Below are 20,469 nucleotides of genomic sequence, written 5' to 3'. Positions count from 1 at the left end.
AGTCGCAAAGCCGCAAAGTCGCAAAAAAGAGCAGATTTTATGCAGGTTTGCGCCTTTGCGACTTGGCGCCTTTGCGTTGAAATCTCTCTTCGCTCGCGAGGCAGACCCCTGGTGGGATTCGTGACACGCGGAACTCCCTCTGCGGCTCGCGAGAGGCGCGAGGGGGGACAGAGCTCACAGCGACCTGAGCTCGTCGATCAGGAAGCTCCACACCGCAGCGACGCGGGGGACGTCGCGCAGGGCGCGGTGGCCGACGAGCCAGAGATCGTCCGTGGGCCACTCCGCCGCGCTCGCCTCGAGCGCGCTCGCGAACCGGAGCGGCGCGAGGGCATGCACCTCCAGGTACGGCTCGGGGACCAGCACGGCGCCGAGCCCGATCTCCGCCGCGGTGAGCTGCGAGACGAAGAAGCTCGTGCGCAGGGCGATCTCCGCCCCGGGGGCGTGGCGCGCGAGCCAGCGCGCCGCCGGGAAGCTGGTGAGGTCGCGATCCCAGGCGATCCACGGCACGGCGTCCCACGCCTCCACGGGCCCGGCGTCCTCCACGAGCTGCTCCGAGGCGGCGGCGATCCAGCGGGCCGACGCGAGCTTCGTCACGACGAGGTCGGCGCCCTCCGGCCGGATCGACCGGAGGGCGAGGTCCGCCTCGTGCCGGGTGAGATCGAGCACGCGGACGGAGGCGTCGAGCTCGACGCGGATCTTGGGGTGGCGGGCGCGGAGGCGCGGGAGCCTCCGGACCACGAACGAGTCGGCGAAGCCCGGCGCGACGCTGAGGCGGACGACGCCCTCGGCGTCGGCCTCGGCGCCCGAGGCGTCGCGGGCGAGGCGCCGGTGCGCGGCCTCCATCGCCTCGGCGGCGGGCAGGACGAGCTCGGCGACGCGGGTGGGGACGAGGCCGTCGCGGGTGCGGTCGAAGAGGCGCGCGCCGAGCGACGCCTCGAGCGCCGTCAAGCGGCGGCTGACGGTGGACGTGTCGAGGCCGAGGCGCGCGCCAGCCTGGCCCAGGCTCCCGTGCCGGTGGACGGCGAGGAAGACGCGGACGTCGTCCCATCGCGTGTCGCCGAGGTCCTGCGGCTTCGCGGGCATGGGCTGCGCTAGCGGTCCGACGAGAACAGCCGGAACACCGCGATCCCGATGCCCAGGACCACGAGGCCCACCGCGACGTGGAAGAGCCCGATGGGGCCCACGCCGATGCGCTGGCCATCGAAGAGCAGCGAGGCGGCCGCGAGGTCGAGGAGGGTGATGACGACGCCCGCGCCGGCGAGCCGCACCGGCAAGGCGAACATCGCCATGAGCTCCCCGGTGCTCAGGCTGGGGCGCGCGGCCGCGCGCTCCATCATCGGGGGCGGCATCCTCGACGGCGCGTAGGACGGCCTCGCGAAGGGCGCGGGCGCGGGAGGAGACCAGTCGAGCGCGAGCGGCACCACCGGCTCGGTGGGGAGGCTGTGCGGCGGCAAGCGACCGCCGCGCTCCGGCAGGTGGAGCTCCCGGGCCGTCGCCTCCACGAACGCCGCCGGCGCCGCGAGGCCAGTGCCCTGGAGGAGGTCCTGCGACCGCGTCGATCCCGGCGACGAGGGTGATGCGGGCAACACCGAGGAGCGGACGCGGGCGGCGGCCGGCGCGTGGCTCCGGCTGGGCACCGCGATCGGCGGAGCGCTCCGCGGCAGCCCGAGCGCCTGCTCGATGTCGTCCCAGAACGCCCCGATGTCCCGGAAGCGCTCGCGCGGATCCACGGCCAGCGCCCGCCGGAAGGCGGCCTCCAGCGCGTCGGGCACGAAGATGCCCTCGCTCCTCGGCGTGGGGCGGCGCTTCTCGTCGAGCACCGTGCCCATCATCGCGACGTGATCCCCGCCGATGATCTCGCGGCCGGCGAGCGCCTCGACGACGGTCACAGCGAGCCCCCAGACGTCGGTCCAGGGGCCCGTCTTGCCGAAGCGCTTCGGCGCCCACTGCTCGGGTGCCCCGTAGGCGGGCGTGAACGCCGTCGAGAGGCCGCCCGACGTGGTGGCGGTCTGGCCGGCCATCACCGTCGCGGCGTCGCGGGCGCGGGCGATCCCGAAGTCAAGGATCTTGACGACCTCCGCGCCATGGATCTGAGCGAGGAAGATGTTCGCCGGCTTGAGGTCGCGGTGCACCACGCACGTGGGGCCGCTCGGCCCGGGGAAGTGGTGCGCCGCCTCGAGCGCGCGCGCGACCGGCGCGAGCAGCCGGATCACCTCCCCCGGCGAGAGCTCCGGCGCTCCCATCGCCGCGCGGGAGGCGATGTGGCTCGCGAGCGTGCGGCCCTCGAGCCACTCCAGCGCGATGAACGGTACGAAGGCGCCGGTCGCGGCCGAGATCACGTCGTGGTGCAGCGGCCTGACGACGGCAGGGATCGCGGCCGACAGGCGGAACAACAGTTCCGCTTCTTCACGAAATTTTTCAAGAAACTGCACGCGCAGCTGCTCGGGCAGCGTCTCCGGGACCTTGAGGCACTTCAGCGCGACCGGCGCTCGAAAAGCCTCGTGGTACGCCCGATAGACGACGCCGAACCCACCTTCGGCGACGACCCGCTCTACCTTGAACGCCCCCTGGGTCGTGCCGACGATCCCGAACACATCATCGGCCATCTGCCGGAGGGTACACGAGCTCGACGAGGCTTCGAAAGGGCGCGGATCAACGGATGATGCACGGACCGTGCTCGCACCCACGCCCACCCGCCCTGGGCCCGAGGCGCCCTACCCCCCGGCCCCCGAGGCGCGCCACCCGCCCCGGCGCCACCCCACCCCCGGCGCCACGGACCGTCCGCCCAGGCCACACTCGATGGTCCGTTTTACGCCGCATCGCGCTAGGCTGGCCTACATGCCGCCGCGCCGCCGCGAGGTCGATCGACCTCTTCGCAAAGAAGTTCGCCTGCTTGGACGCCTGCTCGGGGAAGTGTTGATCGAGCAGGAGGGAGAAGAGCTCTTCGCTATCGAGGAGCGCATCCGCACGCTCGCCATCCGTCGGCGCCGCGGCCCCAGCGACGGCCGCGCGCACGCGGCCGCGGAGCTCAGCAAGCTGCTCGCGGAGCTGCCGCACGATCGCCTCGAGCCCGTCATCCGCGCGTTCACCGTCTACTTCCGGCTCGTCAACCTCGCGGAGCAGCACCACCGCATCCGCCGCGCGCGGGCGTACGCGACGGATCCCGGCGCGCGGCCGCAGCGCGGCTCGATCGAGGCCGCGATGCACACGCTCAAGAAGGCCGGCGTGCCCGCGGAGCGCGTGCGCGCCGCGCTCAGGACGCTCGACGTCACGCTCACCTTCACCGCGCACCCGACCGAGGCGGCGCGGCGCACCGTGCTCGAGAAGCTCTACCGCATCGCGAGGAACCTCGAGGAGCGCGATCGCTGCCAGCTGACGCCCGACGAGTCGGCGAGCAAGCTCGCCGAGATCCGCGAGGAGATCACCGCGCTCTGGCAGACCGACGAGGTGCGCCGCGATCGCCCCACCGTCGGCGACGAGGTGAAGAACGTCGCCTGGTACATTGAGGAGATCCTCTGGGATCTGCTCCCCGATCTACCCGCGGCGTTCGGGCGCGCGTTCGAGGCCGCGTACGGCGAGCCGCTGGACGCCGAGATCGTGCCGCTCCGGATCCACTCGTGGGTCGGCGCCGACATGGACGGCAACCCGTTCGTCGTGCCCGCGGTGCTCGAGGACGCGCTGTTCGCCTACCGGATCCGCGGGCTGCGCCGGCTCATCCGGGCGGTGCGCGACCTCGGCGGCGCGCTGTCGCAGTCGGTCCGGCACGTCACGCCGCCGCCCTGGCTGCTCGCCTCGATCGAGGAGGACGCCGCCGCGATGCCCGAGGTGGCCGCGCACTTCGGCCCGCGCACCGAGGGCGAGCCGTGGCGCCGCAAGCTGCACTTCATCGAGGCGCGCCTCACCGCCACGCTCGAGCACGCGGAGAGCGGCCGCGCGGAGGCGCGCGCGCGCTCCGGGCAGGGCCCCTCGCGCGAGGGGCGCGCCTTCGTGCGCCCCGAGGAGCCGACGCTCGCGACCCCCTACCGCGAGCCGGCGGAGCTCGAGCGCGACCTCGCGGTCGTCGCCGACAGCCTGCGCGCCGCGCGCTGCGCGAGCTCGGGCGAGCGGCGCGCCCGCGGGCTGCTCTCGCAGGTGCGCGCGCTCGGGTTCGCGCTCGCGGAGCTCGAGATGCGCGCGCCGGCCGAGGACGCGCGCGCCGCGGCCGCCTCCCTCGCGGAGGGCCGCGTCGAGCCGGCGCAGATGACGCCCGAGGCGCGCCGCGTGTTCGAGGCGCTCCAGCGCATCGCCGCGGCGCAGCGCGACAGCGGCGAGTCGTCCTGCCGCACCCTCATCCTGTCGATGACCCAGAGCGAGCACGACGTGCTCGCCGCGCTCGCGAGCGCGAAGGCCGCCGGGCTGTGGGACGAGGCGCGCTCGTGCGCGCGGATCGACGTCGTCCCGCTGTTCGAGTCGCTCGGCGCGCTGAACGACAGCGCCAGGATCCTGCGCGCGCTGCTCGCGCACCCCGAGTACCGGCCGCACGTCCTCGCCCGCGGCGTGCAGGAGGTGATGATCGGCTACAGCGACTCCGGCAAGGAGGTCGGCCTGCTCGCGGCGAGCGCGGCGCTCCGGCGCGTGCAGGAGACGCTGCCGAAGATCGCCGCGGAGGCGGAGCTGCCGCTCCGCGTCTTCCACGGCCGCGGCGAGTCGGTGGCGCGCGGCGGCGGACCGGCGCACCAGGCGCTGCTCGCCCTGCCGGCCGGCAGCGTCGGCGGCCGCTACAAGGCGACCGAACAGGGAGAGGCGCTCGACCACAAGTACGCGCGCCCCGAGCTCGCGATGCGCACGCTGGAGATCATGCTGAGCGGCGTGCTGCTGCACACGCTGGGCGCGCAGCCGCGGCCGCCCACCGCGTCCGAGCTGCGCTACGCCGCGGCGTTCGACGAGCTCGCCGAGACGGGCCGGCGCGCTTACCGCGCGCTCGTCTGGGAGGAGCCCAAGTTCGTGGAGTTCTTCACGGCCGTGACCCCGATCGACGAGATCGCGCGCCTGCCGCTCGGCTCGCGCCCAAGCAAGCGGCGCGCGGGCGGCCTGGAGTCGCTGCGCGCGATCCCGTGGGTGTTCGCGTGGACGCAGAACCGGGCCATCCTCCCGGGGTGGTACGGCGTCGGCAGCGGCCTGGAGGCGATGGGCCAGCGCCCCGAGGGCGCGGAGCTGCTGAAGGAGATGATGGCGTCGTGGCCGTTCTTCCGGGCGGTCATCGACAACGTCGAGATGGTGCTCGCGAAGGCCGACATGACGATCTTCGCGGGCTACGCGGAGCTCGCGCCGGCCGCCGCGCGCAAGGCGGTCGCGCCGCGGATCATCGCGGAATACAAGCGGACGCGGTCGTGGCTCAAGCGGCTCACGGGCAACCGGCGGCTGCTCGAGGGCAACCCGACGCTCCAGCGGTCCATCTCGCTGCGCAATCCTTACGTCGACCCCCTTTCATTCCTGCAAGTCGAGCTCCTGCGGGCGAGCCGCGGCGGGGACTCGGGGCGCGATCGCTCGCTCCTGCTCACGCTGAACGGCATCGCCGCCGGCATGCGCAACACAGGGTGAACACGGGGTGAATGGCGCGCCCTCGGCGCCACGCGCAGGCTCGACTCCTCGCGCCGCGGCGCACGGCGGAGCGCCACGCGGCGCGGCGCGCTCGCTCGACGCCGGGCGTCGTCAAACAACGATAGCGAACGTGTGACAATCGCTCAGCCAACCTCGTCGTCGCGTGGTAGAAGGCCGGCGCCATGACCAGCATCGTCGAGTTCGGACGTCCCGACACCCTCCCGGCATCGGACAAGCGCCTGCTGCTCGTCTTCGACGGCGGCAACGCCCCCGGTTACTCCTCGGTCGCCGTCGCGCTGACCGAGGAGGCGGCGCGGCGAGGCTACGAGGTGTGGGCCGCGACCGAGGGCTTCCGCTCCCTGACCTCGGACGCGCGCGCCCAGCCCCAGTTCGAGCGCCTCATCATGAGCCGCCGCCAGCGCTACGACCTGCTCGCGCAGGGCATCCCTGCGCGCTCGATGGGGCGGCGCGTGCTCGACGCGGGCAGCGATTTCCGCAGCGAGCGCTACTCCGGCTTCCTCGATCGCGAGAAGCGCAAGCAGGCCGCCGCGACCTTCAAGGCGCAGGGGTTCACGCACCTCATCTGCGTCGGCGGCAACGGCACGTTCGAGGGCATCAAGGCGTGGCTCGACGAGTTCGAGGTGCGCCCGCAGGCCGGCTTCGTGAACGTCTCCATCGACAATGATCTGGAGGGCGATCGCGCGATCGGCTTCCTGTCCGGCGTGGAGACGGGCGCGAACATCGCGCGCGGGCTCTACGAGGACGCTTATACGCACAAGCGCATCTACATCCTCGAGATGATGGGCAACCGCAGCGGGCGGCACGCGCTGCACTGCGCGGTGGCTGCCCGGGCGCACCTCATCGTGCTCCCCTTCTTCCGCTTCCCGCAGGACGTGCTGAGCGAGCTCGCCGACGGCCTCAAGCGCGCCGACTACGCGCTCGTGATCGTCGCCGAGGGCTACGAGGCCGAGCGCCGCCGCAAGGAGCACCCCGGCATGTCGGCGAGCGACTACCTGAAGAAGCAGCTCGAGGGCGCGGGGCTCCGCGACTCTCCGGACAAGCGCGTGATCGCGGAGCCGTTCAGCCGGTACATCCGCGGCATCCGCCCCGCCTTCCTCGACGTCTCGGCCGCCTTCCTCAAGGGGTCGCTGCTGCTCGCGGCCTTCGACGAGGGGCGCACCGAGGTGATGCCGTACGTGCTCGCCGCGAACGACGTCGGCGTGCTCGACTTCGCCTCCATACGCCGCGAGGACGGGGTCGAGCGGGCGTTCCTGCCGCTGCTCGACCGGCTCGACCTGAAGCACTTCAAGACCTGGATCCTCGACCACTTCATCAGCCTCGGGGCGGCCCGACCGAGCCGCGCTCCGTCGCACGTCGGATGAGCTCCGCGCGGTCCAGGTGAGCCCTGCGCCCTCGCGGGCTCACCTGGACGACCTCGACGCCGAGCTCGCTGAGCCGCGCGGCGGTCGGATCGCTGGGCCTGGGGGAGGACGCGCGCACGCGGTGCCCGCGCGATCGCCCCTCCCGGCGCCCCGTCGTGAGCGCCCGCATGGCGGGCGGTATGGAGATCTGCGGCGCGCTTGGTAAGGCCCACGGCGCGCCGCGCTCGCCTGCGCGGTCAGGGCTGGCCGCTGACGACGTTCGCGATGGTGTAGGCGATCGCGGCGAGGGCGGCCGAGGCGGGGATCGTGAAGATCCAGGCCCAGACGATGCGCCCGGCGACGCCCCAGCGGACCGCGGAGAGGCGCCCGCTCGTGGCGCCGACCCCGACGATCGCGCCCGTGATCGTGTGGGTCGTGCTCACGGGGATGCCGAGCGCCGTGGCGCTGAACAGCGTCGCCGCGCCGGCCGTCTCGGCCGCGAAGCCGCCCACCGGCTTCAGCTTCGTGATCTTCATCCCCATGGTCTTCACGATGCGCCAGCCGCCGGAGAGCGTGCCGAGGCCCATCGCCGCGTGGCAGACGAGCACGACCCAGAGCATCGGCTTCGGATCTTTGCCGCCCTCCTGGAGGCCCGCGGAGATGAGGAGCGCCGTGATGATGCCCATCGTCTTCTGGGCGTCGTTGCCGCCGTGCCCGAGCGAGTAGGCGGCGGCGGAGAGCAGCTGTAGCCGCCGGAACCGGGAGCTCACCTTCCCGGGCGTCCAGCCCCGCGCGAGCCACCGGATGGAGTGCATGAGCGCGAACCCGATGACCGCGCCGAGCAAGGGCGACACCAGGATGAACGCCGCCGTCTTGCCGAAGACCGTCGCGTCGAGCACCGACAGCCGCCCCGCGCTCTTCACCGCGGCCCCGGCGAACGCGCCCATGAGCGCGTGCGACGACGACGACGGCAGCCCCCACCACCACGTGAGCAGGTTCCAGATGATCGCGCCGAGCAGGCCGCCCAGGATGACGTTCGGCGTGATGAACCCAGGCTCGACGCCCTTCGCGATGTTGCGCGCCACCGTGGGCTCGAACAGCGCGAACGCGATGAAGTTGAAGGCGGCTGCCCAGAGCACCGCGGTGCGCGGCGACAGGACGCGCGTCGAGACGACCGTGGCGATCGAGTTCGCGGCGTCGTGAAAGCCGTTGATGTAATCAAACGCCAGCGCGATGATGAGGATGGCGAGGATGTAGGTCGTCATGCGTGCTCGAGCACGATGCCCTCGATGATGTTCGCGACGTCCTCGCAGCGGTCGGTCGCGTTCTCCAGGAGGTCATAGATGTCGCGCCACTTCATCACGAGGAGCGGGTCGTTCCCCTTCTTGAAGAGCGCCGCCAACCCCTTGCGGTAGTGCGTATCCGCCGCGTTCTCGATCTTGTTGATCTCGACGCAGAGCTCGAGGAGGTTCGGCTGTTTCTTCAGGTCCCTGAGCGACTGGATGGCCGAGCTCATGACGGTGCACGCGTCGACGACATCCTGCGCGAGCAGCCGCGCGTCCGGCAGCGCGCTGGTGATCTCGAAGAGCACGAGCCTCACGCTCGCCGCCTCGATGCAGTCGAGCACGTCGTCGAGGCGGGTGATGAGCGCGTGGATCTCCTCGCGGTCGAGCGGCGTGATCCACGTCTGGTGGAGGGCGGCCAGGCACTCGTGGGTGATCTTGTCGGCCTCGTCCTCGAGGTCGGAGATCCGCTGCACCAGGGCCGGGGCTTCGTCGAGCCGGTCAAGCATCTCCAGGAGGAGCTCGCTCGCTGCGACGCTCTGCCGCGCATGGTTGGCCAGCGCGTCAAAGAAGACTGCGTCACGGGTCAATCCCATGGGGCCGGGCGTTTACCCGTCTCCCCGCATCACGTCAACGAGTCGTCATGAAACGGACAAAACCAGGTAACCTAAGGATCTTCGCCCACGTCGCGCGCGGCGTGGGCCCGGCACGCGGGTGACATGGGTATAAGAAGCAAGCTCATCGCGTTCGCGGTGGGGATCGCGATCCTCGCGGCGTTGGTGTTCGACGGCTATGTCCTGAAGACGCTCGGGTCACAGCTCTCGGCGCAGACGGAGGCCAATCTGGCGACGCGGACGGCGCTCGCCACCGAGGTCGCCGCGAGGTCGGGCGACCTTGCGGCCGAGGCGCCCGCCCTCGCGGCGGCGCTGTCGAAGATCGCCGGAGCGCGCGTCACGTTCATCGATCCGCAGGGCGCGGTGCGAGGCGACTCGTCGGTCGCGCCGGAGGAGCTCGGGCAGCTCGAGACACACGCGACGCGCGACGAGGTCGCCGAAGCGCGGCACCTGGGCACGGGGCACAGCGAGCGCGTGAGCAAAACGACGCAGATGCGGATGCTCTACACCGCGCAGCGGCTCGATCGCCCGGACGGGGCGTGGGTGGTGCGGGTCGCGTTCGAGCCGGTCGCGATCGACCGCAGCCTGTCCGCCGCCCGCACGCGCGTGGTGGAGGGCACCCTCCTGGCCCTCGCGCTCGCCATCGCCGCGGCGCTCGCCGGGGCGCGCGCCCTCTCCGGGCGGCTCGTCTACCTGACGGGCGTCGCGCGGGAGATGCGGGCCGACCTGGGCCGGCGCGCGCGGATGCAGGGGCAGGACGAGATCGCCACGCTGGGCGGCGCGCTGGACGACCTCGCCGAGAGCCTGGAGCTGTCGCGGCGCGAGCTCGGGGGCGAGGGAGAGCGCTTCGGCGCGGTGCTCGAGTCGATGCGCGAGGGCGTGCTCGTCACGGACGAGAAGGGCGACATCACGCTGGTCAACCCGGCGCTCTCGCAGCTGCTCGGCATCCGCAGGGACCCGGTCGGTCGCCCGCCGCTCGAGGTGCTGCGCTCGTCGAGCCTGCACGAGCTCCTCGAGGAGGTCGCGCTCGCGCGCGCGGCGGCGACGCGCGAGATCGAGATCGCGCCCGCGGCGCCAGGCGTGGCAGGGCCTCCGGGGCGCCGGATCCTGCTCGTGAACGCCGCGCCGCTCGCGCTGCCGGCGCAGAGCCGCGGGGCAGCGGGGGTCGTCGCCGTCTTCTTCGACGTGACGGAGCTGCGGCGCATCGAGGGCCTGCAGCGCAACTTCATCGCCAACGCGTCGCACGAGCTGCGCACGCCGGTCGCGTCGATCCGCGCGAGCAGCGAGACGCTGCTCGGCGGCGCGCTCGACGACCCGGAGGCCTCGCGCGATTTCGTCGAGGTGATCGAGCGGAACGCGACCCGGCTGCACCGGCTCGTGGACGATTTGCTCGACCTGTCGCGCATCGAGGGCGGCGAGCGGCCGCTCTCGCCGGGCACGCTCGACCTCTCGGTGCAGGCGGAGGCGGCGGTGGCGCTCCTGCGCGGGCGCGCCATGGAGAGGCACACCGACGTGAAGGTCGACGTGGCGCCCGGCACGCTCGTCGCGGCGGATCCGCGCGCGCTGGACCAGATCTTGACCAACCTCGTCGACAACGCGATCCATCACACGCCGAACGGCTCGCACGTGGTGGTGCGCGCGCGCGCCGCGAACGGGCGCGTCGTCCTGGAGGTCGAGGACGACGGTCCGGGCATCCCCGCGATGCACCAGGGCCGCGTCTTCGATCGGTTCTACCGGGTGGATCCGGGCCGCTCTCGCGCGTCGGGCGGCACCGGGCTCGGCCTGTCCATCGCGAAGCACCTCGTCGAGGCGATGAGCGGCGACATCACGGTGACGACCGGCGCGGCCGGCGGCGCGCTCTTCCGGATCACGCTGCCGAGCGCGCCGACCGGCGCCCAGAAGAAGTAGCCTCGGCGGCGCTGGAGCCGGCCTCGCCGAGGCGGGGCCGGCGCTACGGCGCGCAGGCGGTGCGGCACGTGTCGAACGAGCTCTGGCACGCCGCTGGATCGGCGAGCGCGGGCAGCCCGCCGTCCGTGGGGAACTTCGGCGTGAGGCAGGTCTGGAGGATCGACTGGCACTTCGTGGCGCACGCCGCGAGCTTGGTCGAGAGCGCCCCCGCGTCGGCCGTGGTGGCGGTGCCGGCGTCCTTCGGCGCGCCCGCGTCCACCGGCGCGCCCGCGTCGGGCTTCGGGGTCGCCGGGGCGGCTGGGGTCGGGGCGGCCGTCGTGGTCGCTGGAGGCGCGGCGGGGGTCGGCGTCGCGGCCGGCACGGTCCCGGTCGCCGCGGGCGGCGGCGCCGTCGCGGTCGGCGCTGTGACGGCGCCTGGCGCCGGGGCGACCTCCTCCGGCTCGTCGCTGGATTTGCACGCCGCGATCAGCAGCGCTGGCGAGGCGATCATCACGGCGAAGGCGGCGAGGAGCTTGTGAGCGCGCATGGGTGCTTCATGCTGCGCCTCCGCCGGGAACGCAACCCTTGCGCGCGTGACCGGCGAGGCGCCGTGACGAGGCGTGGCCGGCAAGGCCGGCGAGGCGAGGCCGCGCGCGACCAAAGAGGTCTCCGGCGGGAGGCTTGTTCTCGGCAGGAGCGCTATTCCGTCCTGAAGATCACGTGGAAGCCATAGCGGGTCTCCACGACGTCGCTGAGCTGCTGAATGTCGAGCTCGAACGCCGCATCGGCGAAGGGCGGCAGGACGTCGGCGCGCTCCACGGTGCCGAGCGAGCCGCCGCGCGACGCTGCGCCGGCCTCCTCGCTGTACTGCGCCACCACCTCGCCGAAGTCGGCGCCGCCGCGGATCTTGTCGCGCGCCTCCATCGCGCGAAGGCACGCCTCCTCGCGCGTGCGCGTCGTGCCCTCCGCGCGATCGGCGCCGGCATAGCGGACGAGGATGTGCTTCACGCCGATCCGCGGCGGCTCGTCGGCGCGGGTCTGCCGCGGTGCGCTGGCGGCCGCGAGGCACGCTGCGGCGATCGAGGCGCTCTCCTCGGCAGGGGCGGCGCTCTGCGGAGGGGCGTGTGGCGCCGCCTGAGGCGCGCCGCACGCGGCGGCGAGCGCCGCGCCGAGGAAGGTGAGGAAGCCGAGAGGAGCGGATCGCTCGATCGGGCGCATCGACCGCGAAGCATATCCAGGCGTTCACGAGATCGGAACATCGGATAGGGCGGTGGATGGGACGGTGGCAGGGTGGCGTCGCGGCCCGGTGACGCGCACGGCGTCAGGAGCGGATCCACCCGCAAGCGACCTGCGAGAGGTGGCCTGCCGCCGGGTCGCCTGGCGTCCCCGGTGCACATCGGCTGCGTCCATGATGCACGGGGTTTGCATCGCGCGTCGCATCGCTGGTAAGAAGGCAGTATGCAGCGCCTCCTCCTCTCGGCGGCCCTGGGTGCCGCGCTGATCGCCGGTTGCAGCACTCAATTCCGAGACAAACGCACGCCTTCCGGCGAGTTCTGCAGCGACATGCACGTCGTGCCGGCGGGCCAGCTGCCCGATCGCGAGTACCATCGCCTTCAGCCGATCGCGAGCGATCCGACGGCCCGCACGGAGGCAGAGCGCCTCGAGTCGCTCCGCAAGGCCGCGTGCGCTGTCGGCGGCGACGCGGTCATCGAGGCGGTCAACGAGGAGATCCGCACCGAGGACGGCCGCTATGCCAGCGTCGCGAGCGGGACGGCGGTGATCTGGGTCCGCCGCACCGAGGGAGAGGCGAAGCCGTTGACGTTGCACCCGACGACGCCGCCCGCCGACTCGGCGGCGCCTGCCGAGCCGGAGGCGCCGCCGGCAGAGCAGCCTGCTGCTCCTCCTGCTGCCTCCGACGAGCCGTACGAGGACTCGCCCGCTCCCGCGACCTCGGCCAAGCCGGGCAAGCCGGGGACGAAGCCCCTGTCGCCGACCCCGACGTCGTCGGCCAAGCCGGCCTCCTCTGCCCCGCCCTCGTTGCCGCCCCCGTCGTCGTCGGCCAAGCCCGCCACCTCATCGGCGCCCGTGAAGCCCGCGCCGAAGAAGTAAGCGCAAGCTCAGTAGAAGACGTCAGCGTCGCGCGGCCTCCTACCGCTGTGACGCTGACGTCCGTTTGACCTCTCCTCCTCTGAGGCGCTCGGAGCTCGGCAGTCTCGAGTTACGCCCGCTCTTCTCGCAACGCGCGCTCGACCGCCGTCGCGCCCCTTCCATCCATCGACGCCCTCCTAGCGAGTCCCCCCGCCTCCAGGAGCAGGCGGCTGGCTTGACGAGGACGGCGCCGGTGCAGGTACCGGCGGCGCAGGGGTACCGGAGCGCGGCAGCACGCCCGAGTTGCTCGGGAGACCGCCCGCGTTGCCACGGTTCGGCAGCGGCGCCGCGCCGCCTGGCGCCGCGCCCGCAGGCGGGAGTGAGGATCCGCCGCTCGGCAGCACGTTCGACTTGAGGACCCCCTCCCCCGGCAGCGTGCCCTGATTCGGCAGCGTGCCCTGGGTCTTCTGCGGCAGCACCCCGCCGGACGGCAGGAGCTGCTCGCCCCCCTCGGGCGCGCCGGTGAGCGGCTTCGCCCCCCCGGCGCCGTAGCGCAGGATGCGGAAGACGACGCGCCGGTTCTTCGACGTCATGAACTGGCAATCGGGCGACAGCTGGTCGTCGTGCCCCTGGCAGCCGGTGTCGTCGTAGATCGGCTGCGTGTGCCCGTAGCCGACCGCCTGGAGCCGCGCGGCATCGACGCCCTTCGCGATCAGGTAGGCCATGACGCTCGCCACGCGGCGCTGGGACAGGGCCATGTTGTACAGGTCGGTCGCGCGCACGTCGGTGTGGCCCTCGATCCGCACCTCGCGGATGTCGGGGTTGTCGATCAGCACCTGGGCGACCGCCTCGAGGGTCGAGTTCGAGTCCTCGAGGATGATGTCCTTGTCGGTCGCGAAGTGGACCTGCTCGGTGATGACGATCTCGTCGCCGCGGATGAAGGCGAGCGGACAGCCGTCCTTCCCGTGCGGACCGGCGGGCTTGTCGGGGCACTTGTCGTCGCGATCGAAGATGCCGTCGCCGTCGGTGTCCAGGTCCGGACAGCCGAAGTTCTCGGGGCTCCCGGGCACGTCGGGGCAGCGGTCCGCGGCGCCGATGAGGCCGTCGCGATCCGGATCGTCGTTGTCGCGCTGCTGCAGGCGGTTGATCTCCTCCTGCTCCTGGGAGGTCTTCGGCTGCCACGTGATGACGTTGAAGAAGCGGATGGAGGGCGCGCCGAAGCCGCACGCCGCGCCGAAGCTCCCGCCAAAGGTGATCGTGATGCCGTGCTTGGTCTGCCAGCGCAGCCCGAGGAGCGCCTCCGCGGGGATCTGCCCCGGATCGTCGGGGTAGCTCGTGAGCGAGGGGTAGCCGTACACCTCGCCGATGACCGACAGGCCCCAGCTCTGAACGACGTACTGCTCGGCCGCCACGCCGAACTGCGCCATGTCGCCGACGCGCACGCCCGCGAACTGGTTGTCGGGCCGCAGCCAGATGCCAGCGTTCGCGGCGAGGAGCAGCCCGAAGTTGAACCGGTAGTCGCCGATGAGCGTCGCGCCGCCGCTCAGCGCGCCGTCGCTGGTGAACGCGTTCTGGTCGCCCGTGGGGAAGTTGAGGTTGCCCGCGATGGCCATCCCGAACCCCTCCTTGACCTGCTCCTTCCGGTTCAGGTACGGGAGCGAGATCTTCGTGGACAGGCGGAGATCGCCGACGGAGGAGCTCTTGACCGAGCCCTCGGTGCCAAAGCGGCGGAGGTTGCCGCCCTCCTGGAAGAGGACGAGCGGCATGGCCATCGTGACGTCGAACACGTCGAAGAAGCCGATGCCCGCGAGCAAGGCGAGCTCGAGCCGCCCGGAGATGGCGTCGACGGCCTGCCTCGTGTCGTCGCCCGCGACGAGCAGCACGAGCGGGTCGGCGGCGATGTCGCTGTAGAGGCCGACGGTCGGCGAGAGGTTCCCGATGACCTCGGACTTCTGGACCATCACGAGATCGCGCGGGGCCGCTGCCGGGCGGAATACCTGGGCGTCGAAGCGCCCCTCCTCGGCGAGCGCGGGGCCTCCGGCGAGGAGCGCCGACAGCGCGAGGAGCGGGGCGAGGAGCGGGCGCGTTCTCACGAGGCACCTCCGCTGCGCCGGCGGCGCTTTCTCTCGAGCAGGGCCAGCGCCGCGAGGGCGACGAGCCCGGCGGCCCGCGGATCGGCGCCCTTCTGGCCGACGACCGAGACGCTGCAGATCTCGGCGAGGGTGCCGCCGCACGCGACGTTGTCGGGCATCGGGCCGAGCGCGCACTCCTTGGCGTCCGCCTCGTCGGTCCAGCGGCAGTGCTCGTTCCCGAGGCAGTCCAGGTTCGTCTTGCAGGAGATGTCGCAGGTGTTCGTCGCGAGGTCGCAGGTGTTGCCGCACGGACACTGCGTGTCGGCGTAGCACTCGACGCACTTCTCACCGTCGCAGTGCGGCGTGTCCTCGGCGCAGGTCGCCATGCACCCCGGGTCGCACTCGTGGGTCTCGCGGTTGCACGTCGTGCCGGCGCACTGCTCGTCCGACGTGCAGCGCACGCAGACCGCGAGCTCGGAGAACTCGCCGAGGCAGAACGGCGTGTCGCCGCCGCAGCTCTCGCAGCGCGGCCCGCAGCGCCGATCCTTGACGCACTCCTTGCACTCGCCGCTCAGGCAGTACTGGCCATCGGCGCAATCCATGTCGTTGCGGCACGCGGCGCACGCCGTCCCGACGGGCCCGGGGAGGCAGAACGGCACCGGGGGCGACTGCGGGTCGTTCGGGTCCTCGGGGTGCATGCAGTCGACACAGCCCTCGCCGCAGCAGTTCGGCTGCGCGTTGCTCGGGATCTCGTCGACGCAGTGGCCCGTCGGGGTGTGGCACTTCTTGCCGTCGGGGCACTCGTCGTCGACGAGGCACTCGACGCACATCGCGACGCCGCCCGGCTCGACCGCGGCGCAGTTCATCTGGGCGCCGCTGATGCCGTTCGGACAGCAGTTGCAGGAGTTGCCGGCGCACCGATCGGCCGTGTCGCACGGGACGCAGGAGTGCTCGACGCAGATCTCGCCCCGCGGGCAGTCCGGGTCGATGTTGCACTCGTACTCCTCCTTGCATTCGTGCGTCTCGGGGTCGCAGACGAAGCCCTCGCGGCAGTCCTCGCTGGTGCGGCACTGGGCGCACTCGCGACCCGCGTTGGTGTTGATGCAGAACGGCGTGTCACCCTTGCAGGGCGAGCACTCCTCGCCGCAATAGAACGCCGTGTCGCACGGGGCGCAGAGGGCGGCCTCGTTGCAGTAGTAGCTCCCGGGACAGCCGTTGGTCCCGGCGTGGCCAACGAACCTGCGCTCGCACTGCAGGCACTGATTTAGATCGGGGAACGACGGCGAGCCGAACAGCGTCTGAAAGAACTGCGTCGGCTGGAAGACGGTGAAGCCGGCCTCGTTCAGCTTCACGACGGGCGGCTCGTCCGCAGCGCGGTGGAAGTCCTCGAACTCGCCGATGAAATAGGACATCTCGAGCGCCGAGTGCTCGGCGATCTCCGCGTGGTGGATCTCGATTGGGTACAGGCCTGGCTTCTCGAACGTCACGGTGTTGGTGAGGCGCCAGGTCGGCAGGCCGAGCTCCGGCGGCCGGGTCATGACCGGCTTCACGGTCGTGATGCTGTCGTAGAACGTGAGGCTCACGGCATCATCGGTGTAGAACCCGATATGGACCGGCTTACCCGCAAGATCCTCCGTGACGTTCAGGAACCCGCGAAGGCGGGAGCCAAAGGGGATCTCCGTGTAGTTGACACGATCGTCCCACGGGAAGCTGCAGCCGCCGGTGCTGCAGTCCGGCGACAGGCTCCTGAAGTCACCGTAACTTCGCGGGTTGTCCGGGTCGCCAGCGGTGTTGTTGTTGCTCAGATCAAGGAGGGTTCGAATGACGTAGTCGAGACGTGGCTCGCCGTCCCTGTGCTTCGTGGGATCATCGATAAGCCCGTTGGTCCCGCCGACGAAGTCGGGCAGGAAGACTTGCGCCGGCCTGTCTCTCGGGATGACCGACGCGGCGCAGAGACCGGTGCCCTCGACCTCAGGCAACTGCTCGATGGCGGGCTCTGAAATGGTGACCGGTTGCGGCGGCGGCTCCTCCTGCGCGTGCAGGGGCGACGACAGCACCGCAGACAGGGCCACAGTCGCCAGAGCGATGCCTCGAATGCGCACGGCTCGCTCGCGGGTCCGCTGCGTCGCTCGCGGGTCGTCTGCACCCGAAGTTAGAAACACACTCCACAGGCTAGCCGCTGCGCGCCGCGGTCTGCAAGAGGAAGACGGCCAACAAGCACACGCTCCAATGTAGGGGGCGGTCCTCTACCGCCCCATGCTCCGAGGCTGCCCTGTGTGCGGGACGGCTGACCAGTCACACGGGCGCACGGGCGATCGGCTGCATGCGCGCCGGAGGGGAACAGCGTGATCACGAGAACGGCACAAGGTTGACCCCCACGTGCGACGCGCGGCTCCCCCCGCACCGGATGACGCGCACGAGGCATCGGCACGATCTTGGCGCAATGCGGCGAGCCGCACAGCGGCGCCGGCGTTGGGGACATCCGCCGGGTCAGGGCCACGGCCCGCTCGCGATCCTGGACGAAGCCGCCTAAAGGATCGCTGCATGACGACTACCTCGGGCCTCGCCATCGTTACAGGCGCCTCGTCCGGCATCGGCGCGGAGATCGCACGGCAACTCTCGGCGCGCGGGCAGCCGGTGCTCGCAATCGGCAGGCGGGCGCACCGTCTCGAGGAGCTCTCCGCACGGGCGGGCGCCGCCGGGCACGCGCCCATCCACCCGCTCGATCTCGACATCGCCACCGAGGGCGCAGCCCTCCGCATGCGGGATCGGGCGCGCGAGCTGGGCGGCGCTGCTTGGCTCGTCAACAACGCGGGAACGACGCGGCTCGGGCCCTTTCTGGAGGGCGACCCGGCGGCGCTGGCGATGCTGGTGCGGCTCAACTGCGAGAGCGTCGTCGCGCTCTGCGCGGCGATCGTCCCCGACCTGGTGGCCCGCGGCGGAGGGCGCGTGCTCAACGTCGCGTCGCTCGCCGCGTTCCAACCGACCCCGGGTCAGGCGGTGTATGGCGCCACCAAGGCGTTCGTGCTCTCGCTCTCCGAGAGCCTGGCCGCGGAGCTCGTCGGGACCGGCGTTACGGTGACGGCCCTGTGCCCGGGGCCGGTGACCACCGAGATCTTCGACGCAGGCGCGCCTGGCGTGCCGCGCAGGAAGATGCCGTTCGAGCTCACCGCCGAGGAGTGCGCCGCCTACGGCATCGCGGCGGCGGATCGGGGGGATGTGGTCGCCGTCCCGACCGCGTTGAGCAAGGCGACTGCCCAGCTCTCCCGTGTCTTCCCTCGCGCGGTGGTACGCCGGCTCTCGGCGCGGATAGGGCTCTCGATCCTCGGCTATGGCGCTCGGGCGCGAGGCGCTCGATGATAGGAGGCGACCGATTGGTCGGAACAGGGCTCCTGCACGCTGCGTCATCGTGATAGGCTCCGCGCTAGCGTCGGAAATCTCGCCTTGTGGCTTCCGGACGCCTACGAACCCATGCAACGACAAGCACGATCTTACGCGCTCGCTTCCCTCCTCGGCCTGGGCCTGTGCGCCGGCGGGTGCGCGCAGTTCCTCGGTCTCGACGAGTTCTCCGACCAGGCTCCAGGCGGCACGGGGGGGGCCGACGGTCTGGGGGGTTCTGGCCCCACGGGTATCGGCAGCGCGGGAGGCACTGAGGATGAGGAGCCCTCATGCACGCCGGACGTGTCGGAGGTGTGCTACGCCGGACCACTGGGCACCAGGAACAGGGGCGTGTGCCGGGAAGGAATGCACACCTGCGGCGCCGACGGGACCTGGGGCGCCTGCGTGGGCGAGGTGCTGCCCGCGGTGGAGCGCTGCGATGCCGCGGACGATGAGAACTGCGACGGCCTCGAGTGCATCGTGTGGGTGACAGGGTACGAGCAGACCGGCGACGTCCACCCCATGGGCATCGCGAGCGATGCCGAGGGGAACGTATTCGTCAGCGCCGCCTTCTTCAAGACGATCCTCATCGGCGAGGAGACCTTCTCGTCGGCCGATAGCACTGACGTGCTGCTCCTCAAGCTGAGCCCTGCCGGAGAGCTCCTGTGGGCCAAGCAGTTCGGGGACATCAGCGCGGACAACCCGTGGGGTCTCGACGTCGACTCCCATGGAAACCTGGTTGTGGTCGGCGAGACGACCAGCGGGGCCCTCGACCTCGGCGACGGTCCGCTGCCAGCGGGGGCGTTCGTCGCCCAGTTCGACACGTCGGGTGAGCACATCTGGAGCAAAGGTCTGGGAGGGAGCAGCAGGTTCACCGCGGTCTCGATCGCTCCAGATGATGACATTGTCGTGGGGGGACATTTCTACTTTCCAATCGACTTCGGCAGCGGTGCGATCGAGCCTGCCGGCGGCGCGGACATCATCGTGGCGAAGCTCGACGGTGCAACGGGCCTCGTGACCAAGCCGGGCTGTTGGGCACGAAGGTTCGGTGACACGGGATCTGACACCACCAGCGCCGTTGCGGTCGATGCATCGGGGAATATCTTCGTAGCTGGGAGTTCCGACGGGGAGATCGACTTCGGCACGGGTAGCCCGCTCTCTCTCGAGGAGAGGCATTTCGTCATGAAGCTGACACCGAGCGGGAGGACCGATTGGGTCACGAAGCTCGGTGGATCGGGCCTCGTGTCCGCCTCTGGCCTCACTGTGGACGCGTCGGGGCGTTCCGTTGTGGTGGGAGCCTTTTCCGGTGAGCTACGCGTGCAGAATTTCACTCTGACCGAAGCAGATCGCGGAGATGCCTTCCTGGTGCAACTCGAGGCGGATGGCGCGGTTGGCTGGGTGCGCGCATTCCACGGCGCCGGCGCTCAAACGGCATCTGGAGTCGTCGTGGACCAGCTTGGCAATCTCGTCGTCCGTGGATCCGCCGAGAAACAGCTCGATCTCGGGGGCAACCCGCTCGTGGTGAACGACAACCCAGGCTTCATCGTCAAGCTGACGCGCGAAGCCGAGCTCGTATGGCGTCGCCTTCTGCCCGCGCAGACCAACGTGACAGCCGTCGTCAGCTCCCCCGCCGGTGAAACGCTCTTTGCGGGCTGGACCAAAGCGGTGGATGCCGACCTTGGCACAGGCCCCCTTCCCGGAACCAGCGACGGTTACAAGCAGCGCCTCGTCATCGCCAAGCTGGGCCGGTAACAATCGCCAAGCTGGACCGGTAAGAAGCCACCTCCCCGGCGGGCGGATCTCCGCATGGACCGAGGCCTTCGCGTGGCGAAACGCCCCACTGTGGCGCGCGCGCCGAGATGCCCGCTCCCGATCAGGCGGGGCCATCGGCCTCCCGCGCGCAGATCCCCGCCTCCCCTCGGCCATCCGAAATGGCACCCGCGTTGTCGCATGGGACCATCGGTCCCACGCGAGCAGGTCTCGGCCTTCCCTTGGCTGTCCGAGATGGCACCCACGTTGCTTTGCTCGTCGAACACCCCGACACGGGGCCGGAGGTCATTCGATGAGCAAGATTCTGCGTGGGATCGCGGCAGGCTACGGAGCGAAGAAGCTCGGCGGCGGGTGCTTCAGCACCATCCTCATCTTCGTCCTGCTCTGGTGGGTGCTCGGCCACTTCGGCATCTTCCGCTGAGCGCCGCCCGCGCGC

At 71.3% G+C, this 20,469-nt stretch carries 15 protein-coding genes; 7 read left to right on the top strand and 8 right to left on the bottom strand.

Annotation, left to right across the window (positions count from 1 at the left end; all coding sequences use genetic code 11):
* Positions 1-174: 174 nt before the first annotated feature.
* Together WME79_RS19390 and WME79_RS19385 are read right to left on the bottom strand one after the other, a co-directional pair.
* Positions 175-1,083 carry a LysR family transcriptional regulator gene (locus WME79_RS19390; RefSeq protein ID WP_437537972.1) on the bottom strand — a complete coding sequence of 303 codons (909 nt, stop codon included), beginning with the start codon at positions 1,081-1,083 and terminating at the stop codon, positions 175-177.
* Between the two features lie 8 nt (positions 1,084-1,091).
* Positions 1,092-2,606 carry a serine/threonine-protein kinase gene (locus WME79_RS19385; RefSeq protein WP_437537969.1) on the bottom strand — a complete coding sequence of 505 codons (1,515 nt, stop codon included), beginning with the start codon at positions 2,604-2,606 and terminating at the stop codon, positions 1,092-1,094.
* A gap of 232 nt (positions 2,607-2,838) precedes the next feature.
* Between WME79_RS19385 and WME79_RS19380 the strand changes: the two genes are divergently transcribed.
* Positions 2,839-5,580, top strand: a complete 2,742-nt coding sequence (locus WME79_RS19380) for a phosphoenolpyruvate carboxylase (protein WP_437537966.1) — start codon at positions 2,839-2,841, stop codon at positions 5,578-5,580.
* A 182-nt stretch (positions 5,581-5,762) separates the two neighbouring features.
* Complete coding sequence (locus WME79_RS19375) at positions 5,763-6,962, top strand: 6-phosphofructokinase (protein WP_437537963.1); 1,200 nt, start codon at positions 5,763-5,765, stop codon at positions 6,960-6,962.
* A gap of 236 nt (positions 6,963-7,198) precedes the next feature.
* Here the strand turns inward: WME79_RS19375 and WME79_RS19370 are convergent, their stop codons facing one another.
* Positions 7,199-8,206, bottom strand: coding sequence for an anion permease (locus tag WME79_RS19370; protein ID WP_437537961.1), 1,008 nt, complete (start codon positions 8,204-8,206; stop codon positions 7,199-7,201).
* Positions 8,203-8,820 (bottom strand): DUF47 domain-containing protein, encoded by a 618-nt coding sequence (locus tag WME79_RS19365; RefSeq protein ID WP_437537958.1) that lies wholly within the window; start codon positions 8,818-8,820, stop codon positions 8,203-8,205. Before WME79_RS19365 ends, WME79_RS19370 begins: the two co-directional genes overlap by 4 nt.
* 123 nt (positions 8,821-8,943) lie before the next feature.
* Here WME79_RS19365 and WME79_RS19360 point away from each other — a divergent pair, with 123 nt between their 5' ends.
* Complete coding sequence (locus WME79_RS19360; RefSeq protein WP_437537956.1) at positions 8,944-10,746, top strand: ATP-binding protein; 1,803 nt, start codon at positions 8,944-8,946, stop codon at positions 10,744-10,746.
* A gap of 43 nt (positions 10,747-10,789) precedes the next feature.
* Here WME79_RS19360 and WME79_RS19355 read toward each other — a convergent pair whose 3' ends face one another.
* Positions 10,790-11,272: a hypothetical protein gene (locus WME79_RS19355; RefSeq protein ID WP_437537953.1), complete on the bottom strand. Its 483-nt coding sequence runs from the start codon at positions 11,270-11,272 to the stop codon at positions 10,790-10,792.
* A gap of 152 nt (positions 11,273-11,424) precedes the next feature.
* A complete protein-coding gene (locus WME79_RS19350) occupies positions 11,425-11,943 on the bottom strand; it encodes a peptidylprolyl isomerase (protein ID WP_437537951.1) in 519 nt (172 codons plus the stop codon).
* A gap of 240 nt (positions 11,944-12,183) precedes the next feature.
* On the opposite strand from WME79_RS19350, the gene WME79_RS19345 reads away from it, so the two are divergent.
* Positions 12,184-12,834: a hypothetical protein gene (locus tag WME79_RS19345; protein ID WP_437537948.1), complete on the top strand. Its 651-nt coding sequence runs from the start codon at positions 12,184-12,186 to the stop codon at positions 12,832-12,834.
* A gap of 176 nt (positions 12,835-13,010) precedes the next feature.
* Here the strand turns inward: WME79_RS19345 and WME79_RS19340 are convergent, their stop codons facing one another.
* A complete protein-coding gene (locus tag WME79_RS19340; RefSeq protein ID WP_437537946.1) occupies positions 13,011-14,906 on the bottom strand; it encodes an OmpA family protein in 1,896 nt (631 codons plus the stop codon).
* Positions 14,903-16,957: an outer membrane exchange protein TraA family protein gene (traA, locus tag WME79_RS19335; RefSeq protein WP_437537943.1), complete on the bottom strand. Its 2,055-nt coding sequence runs from the start codon at positions 16,955-16,957 to the stop codon at positions 14,903-14,905. Before traA ends, WME79_RS19340 begins: the two co-directional genes overlap by 4 nt.
* A 472-nt stretch (positions 16,958-17,429) precedes the next feature.
* Between traA and WME79_RS19330 the strand changes: the two genes are divergently transcribed.
* The 3 genes from WME79_RS19330 to WME79_RS19320 all read left to right on the top strand — a co-directional run bounded on the left by WME79_RS19330 (position 17,430) and on the right by WME79_RS19320 (position 20,454).
* Positions 17,430-18,245 carry an SDR family NAD(P)-dependent oxidoreductase gene (locus WME79_RS19330; RefSeq protein WP_437537940.1) on the top strand — a complete coding sequence of 272 codons (816 nt, stop codon included), beginning with the start codon at positions 17,430-17,432 and terminating at the stop codon, positions 18,243-18,245.
* 384 nt (positions 18,246-18,629) lie between these two features.
* Positions 18,630-20,015: an SBBP repeat-containing protein gene (locus WME79_RS19325; RefSeq protein WP_437537937.1), complete on the top strand. Its 1,386-nt coding sequence runs from the start codon at positions 18,630-18,632 to the stop codon at positions 20,013-20,015.
* A 310-nt stretch (positions 20,016-20,325) separates the two neighbouring features.
* Positions 20,326-20,454: a hypothetical protein gene (locus WME79_RS19320; protein ID WP_020736078.1), complete on the top strand. Its 129-nt coding sequence runs from the start codon at positions 20,326-20,328 to the stop codon at positions 20,452-20,454.
* Positions 20,455-20,469 lie beyond the last annotated feature (15 nt).

This window comes from Sorangium sp. So ce726 (assembly GCF_051521405.1).
Classification (GTDB): domain Bacteria; phylum Myxococcota_A; class Polyangia; order Polyangiales; family Polyangiaceae; genus Sorangium.
Note: the sequence above shows the minus strand (reverse complement) of the source record. Positions and strands in the feature narration are given on the sequence as shown.